This is a genomic window from Thiohalocapsa marina (assembly GCF_008632335.1).
Lineage (GTDB): Bacteria > Pseudomonadota > Gammaproteobacteria > Chromatiales > Chromatiaceae > Thiohalocapsa > Thiohalocapsa marina.
This window is the reverse complement of sequence record NZ_VWXX01000055.1, coordinates 1-12,735: the sequence shown is the minus strand read 5'-3', so window position 1 is coordinate 12,735 and position 12,735 is coordinate 1. Positions and strand designations below refer to the sequence as shown.

9 protein-coding genes are annotated in these 12,735 nt (G+C 66.0%); 5 read left to right on the top strand and 4 right to left on the bottom strand.

Features of this window, described 5'->3' with window-relative positions:
- Window positions 1–186 (top strand): hypothetical protein (locus F2Q65_RS19785; RefSeq protein ID WP_211354102.1); only part of this gene is annotated, 186 nt, incomplete at its 5' end.
- Between the two features lie 66 nt (window positions 187–252).
- On the opposite strand, the gene F2Q65_RS18540 is transcribed toward F2Q65_RS19785, so the two are convergent.
- Entirely contained in the window at window positions 253–3,183 is a 2,931-nt protein-coding gene (locus tag F2Q65_RS18540; RefSeq protein WP_150094882.1) for a hypothetical protein, read from the bottom strand.
- 167 nt (window positions 3,184–3,350) lie between these two features.
- On the opposite strand from F2Q65_RS18540, the gene F2Q65_RS18535 reads away from it, so the two are divergent.
- The 3 genes from F2Q65_RS18535 (at window position 3,351) to F2Q65_RS18525 (ending at window position 6,968) form a co-directional block, all read left to right on the top strand.
- Window positions 3,351–3,755 carry a hypothetical protein gene (locus F2Q65_RS18535; RefSeq protein WP_246156366.1) on the top strand — a complete coding sequence of 135 codons (405 nt, stop codon included), beginning with the start codon at window positions 3,351–3,353 and terminating at the stop codon, window positions 3,753–3,755.
- 78 nt (window positions 3,756–3,833) lie between these two features.
- On the top strand, window positions 3,834–4,487 hold the full coding sequence (locus tag F2Q65_RS18530; protein ID WP_150094881.1) for a LysE family translocator: 654 nt from the start codon (window positions 3,834–3,836) through the stop codon (window positions 4,485–4,487).
- 294 nt (window positions 4,488–4,781) lie between these two features.
- Window positions 4,782–6,968: a patatin-like phospholipase family protein gene (locus F2Q65_RS18525; protein ID WP_150094880.1), complete on the top strand. Its 2,187-nt coding sequence runs from the start codon at window positions 4,782–4,784 to the stop codon at window positions 6,966–6,968.
- A gap of 155 nt (window positions 6,969–7,123) precedes the next feature.
- On the opposite strand, the gene F2Q65_RS18520 is transcribed toward F2Q65_RS18525, so the two are convergent.
- From F2Q65_RS18520 to F2Q65_RS18510, 3 genes are read right to left on the bottom strand one after another with little or no spacing between them, the layout of a single operon-like run.
- Entirely contained in the window at window positions 7,124–8,002 is an 879-nt protein-coding gene (locus F2Q65_RS18520) for an ATP-grasp domain-containing protein (protein WP_150094879.1), read from the bottom strand.
- 23 nt (window positions 8,003–8,025) lie between these two features.
- Entirely contained in the window at window positions 8,026–8,970 is a 945-nt protein-coding gene (gene cbiB, locus F2Q65_RS18515) for an adenosylcobinamide-phosphate synthase CbiB (protein WP_150094878.1), read from the bottom strand.
- Window positions 8,967–10,199, bottom strand: coding sequence for an adenosylcobinamide amidohydrolase (locus tag F2Q65_RS18510; RefSeq protein WP_150094883.1), 1,233 nt, complete (start codon window positions 10,197–10,199; stop codon window positions 8,967–8,969). Before F2Q65_RS18510 ends, cbiB begins: the two co-directional genes overlap by 4 nt.
- Before the next feature lie 581 nt (window positions 10,200–10,780).
- On the opposite strand from F2Q65_RS18510, the gene F2Q65_RS18505 reads away from it, so the two are divergent.
- Window positions 10,781–12,735, top strand: a 1,955-nt coding sequence (locus tag F2Q65_RS18505; protein ID WP_246156370.1) for an ATP-binding protein, incomplete at its 3' end; no start/stop codon positions are given.

The window sequence follows — 12,735 nt, the reverse complement described above, 5'->3', positions numbered from 1 at the left end:
CGCCACAGGCCACAACGGCGGATGCGCTTCGCTTATCCGCCCTACAGTGTTCACCTTGTTTTGGGCGCGTTCCTTAGCATTCAGATGCCGCCGGCCTTGAGCGTGCAGATGATCACCCACGCGCACCGCGAGCCGGGCGAGTTCATAGGACGAAGCCGAACGGGGGGTGATGAAACGGATCGGTGATCCAACCGCGTCTGCACGTCGATCAGCGCTGAAGGCGAGCACCGGCTTTCAGCGGAAAAAGCGGTTTCAAGCCGCTTTCACCTTGACTATGGCCGATCCATCACTGGGCCGGTTTTCAGCTGTGCCAAAGGGATTTTTCATCCAATGCAAGACCTCGGGCAGACCAGGTCCTTGTTCGGGATTCAGCCACCAGAGCTCACTGCCATCATGGTTGAAGACCGGGGCCTGGCTTTGCAGCGTCTCGTCTCGAGGCCAAGGCAGGCGGTAATAGCTGCCTTGGTTGCGATGGTATACATGCAGCCAGGCCTGGCCTTGGCTCGTCTGTTCACGATAGGCAAGGAGCCCTCCGTCGCGACTCAGGGCCGCGCAGCAGTGATCGAGCTGTCCGAGCACCGGGTCGCTGGTCAGGCTTAGCCGCTCGGCCTGTACCGCGTCCGTCAGATAGATTTGACGCATGCCGTTGGGCTCAGGACGCTGATAGGCAATCTCGGCTCCAGCCGAGTCCGCAGCAGGGCGGCTGGCGGCCGGGTCTGGTAGGCCCCATTCATCGAGCCCGACCGGCTGACGACTTGCGTCGGACAACTGTTGTCGATACAGACCCGGTCCGGCCGCAGCAAGATTCGCGGCCTCCGTGTGAAAGATTGCCCAAGTCCCGGCCAGGATCGCCTGGCCGCTGTTGCCCGTACCGGGCTCGCCGCGAGCGGTCTGGGTGAGCCGTGTCGTGCTCCCTATACCGAGGTCGTGCTGGTAGAGCTGGGCGAAGTCATTCTGAGCACCGACGACGAGGTTCGTTGCGGTGGATCGAAACAGCAGCTGTTGACCAAGCCCATCGAGCCTGGGTTCATCGCTGGACCCGTTGCCGGCGTATCCGTCCAGAGCCAGGCTGACCAGGTGAAGGCGCTCGCTGGCCACTGCGTAGAGATAGATGTCACTCTGGCCGTTGGTGTCTTCCCAAGCCAGCGGGGCCTCGGTGGCAAAGACGATGATGTCGCCCGTACTGTCCCGCTGTGCATCGTGGATCTTGGCGTCATGGGCAAGCAGCTGCTCCTGCAGCTCGGCTGGAAGCATGCTCCAGGTGAGTGCCTCAGCACCGGGTGCCGGCATCGGAGGGGACAGCGCCCCAGCGGTTTGGCCGCGGGCCTCGGACCGCGGTGCCGGCGCCTGGCTTGAAGTTCTGGCGTGGGTGGGGAGCGACAAAGGCGCTCCCGTGAGGGGACGGGACGCAAGCGTCGGGTCGATGCTCGCTTGCAACAGCCCGCCTGCCTCGACCCGAAAGCCCGGAAGCAACTGGATCTGCCGGCCTGCCCGCAAAGCCAGATCACCGGTCGAGCTGACGGTCACATCGGGACCGGCCCTGAGATCACGACAGGCGACATGCCTTCGACTGCCGTCGACTGTGACTGCTGTGAGGGTCAGCTCGTCGGCCTCGCAGAGGAATCCCGCATGGCGCCCAAGCCAATAGGCCAGCAGGTAATCCACGCCGGCAAAGACCAGATTGGGCGTTCCCGAATCAACCAGCTGCCAGGGGTGGCGCTCCCAGATGTAGGTTGCCCCCGGGCGTTCATCGACGTCCGTCGCCACGGACGAGAGACCCGGGCAGTTCGGATCTTCGGCATACTTCGAGCGCAGATCGAAGGGTAGATCGAGCTGCGGTGCGTCCGGAAAGCGCGCCAGCTGCGCCAGATGGGCGTTGATCAGGTCATCGATGGCGTCTTCGGGGGCGGCCTGCGATGCGTAGAGCAAGGCGAAGAGCACGTTCTTGTGATCAGCGACCTCCGACCAGAGCGCATCGCGCAATACCTCGCGTTGCAGGCGCCCTCGGCGCAGCATGTCGTCCTCGAGTCGTACCCAATTGAACAGCGGCAAAAAGGCGATGTTGAGTCCATAGTAGCTGTCGCCGCATTGGTTCGTGTTCTCCCAGTCGGCAGCCATGTCGAGCCAAGCCTCGACGTTCTCCTCATAGTGCGCCCGCAGCGCGGCATGACGGGCTTCGTAGCCCGGCACACCTTGGGTCACCTGCAGCGCGACGCGGAATGCGCCGGCGAGCTGGATCGCCTGCGTGGGGAGCTCGATGTCCGGCAACCACCAGAGCCCCGGTATCTCTCTGAGGTATTCGCTGGGATTTGGCCAGAACACCAGCATGCCGGAGCCCTCAGCGCTGACCGGATCGGTGGTGATGTTGATCACGGGAATGCCGCTGGGCGTCTCGTCATCCGTGTAGACGGCGTGCCGCAGCCTCAGGTCGACCGAGAAGTTTGCAGAGTCATTGATGACGACCTTCACGCGCCTTTCTTCTTCCTGCATCAGCCGCTCGACGAAGGCCGTGACATCCTCGCGGATGCGCTGACGAATGGCCGCGTCTGCGGTGGCCTCATAGGCCAGCGACATGCCCAGCAGCACGCCCTGGTACTGATCGCGGCTGACGCGGCCGCGCCAGTGCCAGAGCTCACCGTCGTAGGGCACGTCGCGAATGACTTCCGGGTCGTCTGCCGGGAGCGTTGCCAGGATCGTTGCTGCGCTATCGGCAGGAGCGGCGAAGCGAGCGAGATAGCCCGTATCCCCAGAGATCCGCCACCAGTCATGCAGGGTCTGGACCACTGCGGCCAATCGTGTCGCGGCATCCGAATCGCCGGTTTCCATGAGACGCAATGCTTGGGCGGCCAGGTAGGCGCCGGTCCAGATTGCAGGATCGCGTCGCCCGCCATAGAGGGCGATCTCGCTGTAGCTGGCATCGGTGAACTGGGCGGCCATGACACCGCCGGCTGGCATGTGGTGCGTGCGCATCCAGATGTCGTGTGTCTGCGCACGTTGCAGCAAGTCGGTGGGACTGGCAGGGGCAGTCGCGCCAATGCTCAGGAGCAGGACCAGTAACACGCCTGCAGTCAGGTAGGAGTGCGGGCGAGACTGCATGAACCGCAAGGGCGATGCGCGACGGCGTTCCATTAACAAGGGCTGTGGCAAGGAGTTATCGAGTCGATGAATGCTCTGTTCGAGCAAGTGTAGGCTCTATCCTGCCGCCTCGCCCGACCGCGTGAACCTTCGCATCTCGCTAGACCTCCTCTGATCAGTGTATCGACCTGGCATCATCGTCTGTAGGCGTGCCTTGGCGGCTCGCGCGCGGGTTGCGGCGGTCGGTCCTCGGCGGCTAATGGTTTTCGCACCGGATGGCCATCGTCGCTACCGATTGCGCCGTTGACCTCCCTGGTCAAACGCTCTATCTTGCAAGCCGTCGCTGCGCGCTCCCAGGTCGTTTGATGGCTAACGATGTTGTCGGTCAGTGCTGGCATTGCGGCGCCAGCCTGACGAAGGCCGATTACAGCCGCGAGAATCTCTGCCTGAGCTGCGGCAAGGCCACACGCTGCTGCCGAAACTGTCGCCTCTATCAGCGCGGCCGGCCCAACGATTGCCTCGAGCCCCTCGCCGAGCCGGTGGCTGACAAGACGCGCGCCAACTTCTGCGAGCACTTCGATCCGGCGTTGCGACCAAGCCCGGACCAACCCCGGGATGGCTCCGCCGAGGCGGCCGACACGCAGAACCGCCTTCAGGCAGCCGAGGCCCTGTTCAAATAGGCTCGCCGCGCGCCACGCGATGGTGACGCATCAGCGCCTCGTCGCGCCAGTGCGGCGGTGGCTGATGCCCACGATGAAATGACCCTAGAAGCCTGGCTCTCGCTCACCCTGCTCTGTCTACTCGGCGCCATGACGCCCGGGCCCAGCCTGGCCGTGGTGCTCGGCAACCTGATGCGCGGCGGTCGCGCGGCGGGCCTTGCCGCCAGCCTCGCCCATGGGCTCGCCGTGGGTCTTTACGCCCTGCTCACGGTGGCCGGGCTGGCGGCGATGGTTGCCGCCTCGCCCTTGCTCTTCGCCCTGATGCAACTGGGTGCGGCGGGCTATCTCGGTTACCTGGCCTATGGCGCCTTGGGCCATCGATCGAGCAGCGCCGGCGTTAGCCAGGAACAGGCGCGGCCGGCTCATCACGGCTCACCGGCTCGGGAGGGCTTCCTGATCGCCTTCCTCAACCCGAAGCTTGCGGTGTTCATGTTGGCCTTGTTCGCGCCTTTCACCACCGCCGATCAGGGGCTGGCCGCGAAGCTGGTGCTGGTACTGACCGTCGGTGGCATCGACGCCCTGTGGTATGCGACCCTGGTGTTGGTGATCGTCCAAGCCGGGCTGTTACCGCGGCTCGAGCGCCACACCGGCCTCATCGAGCGCCTCTTCGGTGTCCTGCTCCTGGCCTTGGCGGTCTTCGGTACGAGCCGAGCGCTCGAAGGCCTGAGCGCGAGTGCGCCCTGGCCCTTCTGATCTCCGGACCGAGCCGCTTGGTGGCGCACCAGGTCGTGATGATGCTGATGGCCAGGAACACCAGCAGGAACCAAAGCCGAAGATGCTCAGCGCTGGGAACAGCGCGCGATCCAGCCGTTAGGGTACCAGTAGCTTCAGATGGCGGACTATTGCCTTGGGTCATTTGAGGCCCTTTGCCATTCCCGTTTGCTCCAGTTTCATTCATCCTGGGCTCATCCGCACGCTTCGTGCCCCGCTTTATGCGATGTCGGATACGCGCCTGGCGTCCGCTGCAGAACGAACACAGGAAAAACCATGAAGCTCGTCATTGTCACGCTCTGCATGGTCGCCGCGTTTTCTGCGGTGGCGGATGAGGCCTCGCGCCCCCGTGTCGGCCTCGTGCTGGCCGGCGGCGGGGCCAAGGGCTCGGCCCACATCGGGGTTCTCAAAGTCCTTGAGGAGCTGCGGGTGCCGATCGACGCCATCGCCGGCACCAGCATGGGCGCGCTGGTGGGCGGGGGCTACGCGGCCGGCCTGAGCGCCGCCGAGATGGAGCAGGCGGTCACGTCGGTCGACTGGAACCAGCTCTTCGACGACGACCCCCCGCGGGCCGAGTGGCCCATGCGACGCAAGGAACAAAGCCTGAATCCGACCTTCGGCTTCAGCATCGGTCGGCGCGATGGGGCGCTGCGCCTGCCCAAGGGTGCCATCTCGGGGCAGGAGGTCCTTCTGTACCTGAGTGACCTGACCGCCGGGGCGGAGGGGGTCGCGCACTTCGATCAGCTACCGATCCCGTTTCGGGCCGTTGCCACTGACCTCGAGACCGGCGAAATGGTCGTCTTCGACCGCGGGCCGCTACCCTTCGCCATGCGCGCGAGCATGGCGGTGCCAGGCGTCTTCGCGCCCTTGGAGTTGGATGATCGGATCTACGTCGACGGTGGACTGGTGCGCAACCTTCCCGTCGACATCGCTCGTGCGATGGGCGTCGACCGACTCATCGTGGTCAAGCTCGACTCCAACCCGCCGAGCCGCGAGCAGCTCAGCTCGGTTCTCGGCAGTATCGGGCAGATGATCAACTTTGTGTTCGCTCAGAACGAGGCGCGCTCCCTTGCCGAGATCGACGCTCGGCGCGATGTCCTGGTAACGCCCCAGCTCGGCGACATCGGCCCTGGTGACTTCAGCCGCGGGCCGGAGGCGATCGCGACCGGCGTCGAGGCCGCCCGCCAGGTCGCAGACCAACTCGCCGGCCTCGGGGTGAGTCCGGCCGCCTACGCCACCTGGCGAGCATCGGTCGCGCGTAGCCGCCAGTCCATTGAGCACATCGACGAGGTTCGCATCGTCGGTTTGGACCGGGTCCATCCGGATCTTTTCGAGTCGGTGGTGGACGAACACAAGGGCAAGCCGCTCGACCGCTCCCAGCTCGAGAGCGACCTTAGCCGTCTCTACGGGCGGGGAGACTTCGAGCGCGTCAACTACCGCACAGCGCGCGAGGGTGGACGAAACGTGCTCATCGTCGACGCCGTCGAGAAGGCCTGGGGCCCGGGCTACCTGAGCTTCGGCCTCGGCCTCAACAGCGATTTCCAGGGCGACAACCGCTTTGGACTGCGCGCGAGCTACCGCCAGACCTGGATCAACGACCTGGGCGGCGAGTGGCTGACGCAGATCTACCTGGGTAACGAGCCTGAGCTCTATTCGGAGTTCTACCAACCCTTCGATGCCGCACGTACCGGCTTCGTCGCCCCTTACATCGACCTGGGCAAGGCGCCGCTCAGCGTGTTCCTGGGTGACGATCGGGTGGCCCGCTACGACATCACGCGCCACCGCGTCGGCGTTGACCTGGGCACCACCTTCGGCCGCTTCGCCGAGCTGCGACTCGGCCTCCTCTTCGGCGAGGTCGATGCCGACGTGGACACCGGCTCGCCGCTGGTGCCAGAAGCACACAACACAGAGTCGGGCTTCCGCGCCCGACTGCTCCATGATACCCGTGACAGCGGCGGCATCCCGCGCAGCGGCAGCTTCGCCCTGGTCGACCTGTTCGCGCCGACCGAGGCGCTTGGGGCGGACGAGGAATACATCAGGGCCGAGATCGATGTGAGTAAGGCGCGCAGCAGCGGGCCCAACACCCTGGTTGCGAGCCTGCGTGGTGGGACCGCGTTCGGTGACGAGATGCCCTACTACGATCAGTTTCCGCTCGGTGGCTTCCTCAAGCTCTCGGGCTACCCCAACGAGCAGTTTCGCGGCAACAAGTACGCGTTTGGCAGCCTGGTCTACTACCATCGGCTCAGCACGCTGCCCCCGCCGCTCGGCAAGGGCCTCTATCTGGGCGGCTCGCTGGAGGTGGGACGGCAATGGGACGTGATCGAACAGCTCAACCCCAGCGAGACCCGTTATGGCAGCAGTCTCTTCTTCGGGGCGGACACCTGGCTAGGGCCGTTCTTCTTGGGCTTCGGACTCTCGGGCGATGGCGAAATCACCGGCTACGTCAACCTGGGTAGGCCGTAGCGGACACGGCCAGCCGTGTCCCCTGTGCTTGGTCGACGTCGAGCTTGCAGGCCTCAGCGACGGGGCGCACGCCGAAGGCCGGGCTGCCGATGTACGCCGAGTCCGCTAGCGCCGGTGCTGGCGACGGCCGATCGCTCGGTGCGCCCGTCTCCCGCCTATCTTTGTCCCTGTGCCGCTGCCAGCTGGCGTGCCAGTTCGGCGGCGAAGTTCGCTGCCGCATCCGGCGTTGCGCCGAGGAACAGTTCGGGCTCGATCGCCTCCAGTTCCATCAGCACCGGCCGGCCCTCGTGGCGCACCAGGTCGACCCGGGCATAGGTGGTCGCTGCGGGTGCATGCTCGAGCACGGCCTCGGCCAGGCTGCGCTCGGCCGCGGTCGGCGTATGCGCATGCACCGAGCCGCCGTACATGTCCTGCACACGGTAGTCACCGGCGGCAGGGCGTTTGCAAATGGCGTGGGAAAAGACCCCACCGAAGTAGATCAGCGATACCTCGCCCGCCTCAACGATGCTGCGCACGAAGGGCTGGACCATGACGTCGCCGGCTGCGACCAGATGCTCCAGATGCGCGCAGCAGGCGGGATCGGCGGCCTTGGAGCGCAGGGCGCCGATAGCACCGATCGACACCGCAGGCTTGACCACCACCACGTCCCAGCCCTGTGTGGTCAGCCGCGCACAGGGGGTGGGGGCACCGCGTTCGAACCACAGCGTAGGCACGGTGGCGATGCCGCCAGCCGCGAGTTCGCGCAGGTAGCACTTGTGGCTGTTCCAGGCGATCACCGCCGTAGGGTTGACGAGCTGGGTCAGGGCGCTGGTACGCATGGTCCAGGCCATGAATGCGTCGAGGTGGCGGAAATAGTCCCAGGGTGTGCGCACCACCACGAGGGGGTAAGCGGCCCAGTCCTGTGCACTGTTCCAAGGCAGCACGTCAGCGCCGAGGCCAAGCTGCGCGAGGGCGTCGACGAGCAGATGGGTTTCGGGATCCGGCTTGGCCATCGTCGCGCCGGTGACGAGGGCGATGTGCGGTTGGTGGAACATGGGCGGGCCTGTTCAGTGTCTCCCTAGATCAGGCGATGCATCCCCAGACCGACCGCCAGCGCCAACAGACAGGTCGTCAGGATCAACCACAGTCCCCGGCTCAGATCCCCGGCGTCGAGATCGGCCGGCCAGTCCGGATCGCCCATATAGACGTCAGTGACGAGACGCCCCTGGTGCCAGACCGGCCCGATCAAGCGCACCCGCAGCGCCCCGGCGCAGGCCGCCTCGCTCCAGCCGGAGTTGGGGCTCGGCAGCAGGGCATGATAGCGCCAGGCGGCGCTGAAAGCGAGACGGGGATGTTCGCGTAACAGCAAGGCGGCGAGCGCGAGCAACGGCACCGAAAGTCGCGCCGGCAGCCAGTGGATCAGATCGTCGCTGCGTGCCCCGGCCCAGCCGAAGCGCGCATAGCGCTCGTTCTTGTAGCCGACCATGGAGTCGAGCGTCGAGATCGCCTTGACCAGGATCAGTCCGGGCAGACCGAACAGACAGAACGCCCACAGCGGGGTGAGCACGCCATCGGTCAGACTCTCGGAAAGACTTTCGAGCGTGGCACGCACCACGCCATCGCGCTGGAGTGGCGCTGTATCGCGTCCGGCCAGCAGCGACAGCCGCCGGCGCGCGGCCGGCAGATCGTCGAGGTCGTGCAGAATGCGCCAGCCCTGCTCCAGCAGTTCGCGGGTGCAGAGCAGACTGTAGGCGATGAACAGATCCCAGCCGAAGGCCAGCCAGGGATGGATGGTGTCGAGTCCGAGACGCATGCCGAACCAGACCCCAAGCGCCGCGCCGACCACCAGCACCCAGTGGAGCATCCCGCCAAACCGGCCGTCGAGACCCAGCGCAAAGAGCGCGCGCTCGCAGACGCGTATCCAGTGCCCGATGACCCGGATCGGATGCAGCCGGTAGACGGGATCGCCGATGAGCGCATCGAGCAGACAGGCACCGAGAATCAGGATCAGCGGTTCAGTCATCGACGCGAGGTCCATTTGTGCTCGAAACCCCGGACCACGGCCAGCGCCGCCAGCCGTCCGGGCGCCAGATTCACGCATGGCTGGAGGACGTCGCGGAAATAGGCGAAGTCGTCGGGCTTGACGGCCACGGCGGCGGCCAGCAGTGAGGCTTGATTGAGGATCGACTCACGCGCAACCTCGGCGTGCAGTACGCCGACATCGACCAGGTCGAGGATCTCGGCCAACCCATAGGCGGCCGCCGCGGTCAGCGGGTCATGGATGAGTGCCTTGAGGTTGTGCTCGAAACAGTTGGCATCGGGCGGATCGAGTTCGGTGCGCGCCAGTTCGCGCAGGGTCGACTCGTCGCAGCCATGACGCCCGAGCGCAGCACAGAGGGTGCGGCGCAGTTCGGCGCAGACGCCGTTCTGCAACAGCAGACAGCGGGTCACCGCCTCATGGGTTGCGCGTCCGACCAGCTCACCCAGGGTGTTGTGACTGCCGGCCCAGTGACGCTCCCAGTCTCCCGCATCGGCGCGGACCAGCGGGGCGGCGATGGCCAGTTGATCCGTGCCCGTGCCTGTGGCCAGTCGCGCCGATTGCAGGCTCGGCATGCGCAGATCCAGCACCGCCGCGCTCTTGCCCTCGGTGGCCAGGGTCGCGGCGCGCACCAGACAGGCCGGGGTACAGGGCTGGTTGATGAAGACCAGGGTGACGATGGTTCCGGCACCGGCCTCGGGTGGCGCAGGCAGAGCGCAGGCGGTTCGTTCAGGGTTCGACGGCCCTCGCTTGCAGACGGTCGCCGCTCCAGCCTTGCCCTCGTCTCGCTCGACCGGTCGACTGCCGCCGCGTTGCTCGTGCCAGCCGGCCGGATCACCGGCGCGGGTCGCGTTGCCGAGCACCCCGGCCGTGGCCACGACCGAGACGGCCAGATCAGCGTGTTCGGCCCGCGCCAGCACCGCGCACTGCATGTTGGCGGCTGTGGCCATGAGCGCGGTTGACTCGGGCGGCAATCCACCGACCGCGCAGGCGGCGCGATGGTACTCATCCAGACCATGCCCGGCGTTTGCTGCCTCGCGCACCACATGGGCCACGCCCTCGCAGCTCTGATGGTTGGCGACATGGGTCAGATCCTCGCGCAGTCCGCCGTTGAGCCGGCAGGTGCTAAGCACGCGATGCGGGCGCTTGAAGACGGCCGACAGATAGCGTCCCTGGCGCGTGAGGCGATAGCGGTCAGTGTCTTCGATCCACATAGGGTTGGTTCCGGACTCGGATGAAGCCCATTGCAGTACGGTCTCGGCCATCAGCGAGCCAGTGTAGAGGATGGCCTCGGCCTCGGCCAGCAACCAGCTGCCGCGCAGGGTGATGCCCCGGCCTCTCCTGAGGCGGATGCCGCCGGCTCCTCGCGCGTCCCTTGTCGTGGGCAACAGCGGCGCTGGCAACACACCGGCATCTCGTCTACAGTCAGACATGGCAGCAATCCGGCTTTGTTCATACTCAAGGCCAGGTTGCGCTTCCAAGAGCACGGCAAGTAATCGGTGGCTTAAAGGAGCGATTGCAGCCTTCGACTGGCCGTGGTGAGCACCCTGGGTCGCAGGGAGATCCCAACTGATCGTCAGGGTCCCTCATGCTGTTCCATCCCACTCTCAGTGACACCTCTCCCGGCTTCGGTCGGCACCGGCTCTGGGCAGTGCGGCTGATGCTGCTGGCGAGCCTCCTGGGGAGCATGCTCCCGACTCAGGCAGGCGCGGCCAGCCCACCGCTCGTCGCCACCCCTCAGCCGCAGCAAGAGCCCGTGGTGCTGATTGTCTCGGGCTCGCAGAATGGCTTGCCAGTGACCTCGGCCCTGATCGATGGCGCGGTGGCCGCCCTCAAGGCCAAAGGGGTCTCCAACAGGAACATCTACGTCGAGCACCTGGATCTCAGCCGCCTCGACCAGTCTGCCGTGGCTGCCTTGGCCACCCTGATGCAACAGAAGTACGCCAGCAAGCACATCGGCCTGGTGCTGGCACAAAACCAGGCGGCGCTGGATTTCCTGGCCCAGGTCGGCAACAGGCTCCTGTCGCCCGGTCAGCCGGTGGTGGCCACGCTGATCGCGAACCCGGAAGTCGCCTGGCAGAACAGGCGCCACCCGATCCTGAATGTGAGCAACCGTTACGACCTGGCCGGCACGCTGCGCTACGGGCTCGATCTGTTTCCCCGCACCCGCCGACTGGTGTTGGTGGCGGGGGTGGGGCGCACCCAGGCAGACTTGCCCGCCCAGCTGGCTCAGGCCTTGACCACCTTGCAACGCGACCTGGAGATCGAAGACACCGCCGCCTTGCCCTACGAAGCCATGCTGCAGCGGATTGCCACGCTGCCCCCCGACACGCTGGTCCTGCTGGCAGACTATTTCCAGGACAGCACCGGGCGCCCTTTCGTCCCGGTTGAGGTGGCCGCCGCTGTGGCCAGACGGGCCAATGTGCCGGCGCTGGGTCTGTTTGACGTCCACATCGAGGCGGGCCTGCTAGGTGGCTCCGTCGTCATGTCGGCCGCGGTAGGCCGGCGCGCCGGCGAAGTCGGCTTTGACCTGCTGCGCGGCGCACCCCCACCCGCAGGCGGTGACGCCAGCCTCAGGGTGCCGCCCCAGCCGATGTTCGACTGGACGCAACTGCAACGCTGGGGGGCGGACCCCGCCAAGTTGCCAGCCGATACGCTCTTCCTCCATCGCCCGCGCACGCTCTGGAGCGAATACCGTGACTTCGTCCTCGCCGCGGTGGCGATCATCCTGGTGCTATCGGCCTTGCTGCTGGCGCTCACCTACCAAAACCGGCAGCGCAAGCAGGCCGAGCAGGCCCTGCGCCAACACCAACAGCAACTCGAAAACCTGGTGGAAGCGCGCACCACCGAATTGGCACAGGCCACGCACGTCGCCGAGTCCGCAAACCGGGCCAAATCGGAATTCCTGGCCAACATGAGCCACGAGATCCGCACGCCCATGAATGCCATCATCGGCATGACGTATCTGGCGTTGCAGACCCCGCTCGATGAGCGCCAGCGCAACTACATCGAAAAGGTCGGCCGCTCCGCCGACGCCCTGCTCGGCATCCTCAACGACATTCTCGACTTCTCCAAGATCGAGGCCGGCAAGCTCGCCATCGAGCGCATCGACTTCAGCCTCGAGGACGTCCTCGGCAATCTCTCGGCGGTGATCGGTCTGAAGGCTGAGGAGAAGGGCCTGGAGCTCATCTTCGACCTGCCCGTCGATCTGCCGGTGGCACTGGTGGGCGATCCGCTGCGTCTGGGTCAGATCCTGACCAACCTCAGCAACAACGCCGTGAAGTTCACCAAGCGCGGCGAGATCGTCATCGGCGCCGAGGTGCTCGAGCAGGACGCCGAGACCTGCCGGCTGCAGTTCTTCGTGCGCGATACCGGCATTGGTCTCAGCGTCGAGCAGCAAGCCAAGCTGTTTCAGTCCTTCAGCCAGGCCGATGCCTCCACCACGCGCCGCTTTGGCGGCACCGGGTTGGGGCTGGCCATCTGCAAACGTCTGACCGAGCTGATGGGCGGAGCGATCTGGGTCGAGAGCACGCCCGGCGTCGGCAGCAGCTTCCACTTCACGGTCCAGTTCGGTCAGCAGCAGGGCGCGCACGCGCGCCCGCCCATCGGCCTCAGCGCGCTGGGTGAGCTACGGCTGCTGGTGGTGGACGACAACGCCAGCGCCCGCGAGACCCTCGCGGCCATCCTCACCAGCCTCGGGCTGCGCGTGGATGCCGCGGCCAGCGGCGAGGAGGCCCTGACCCGGCTGCG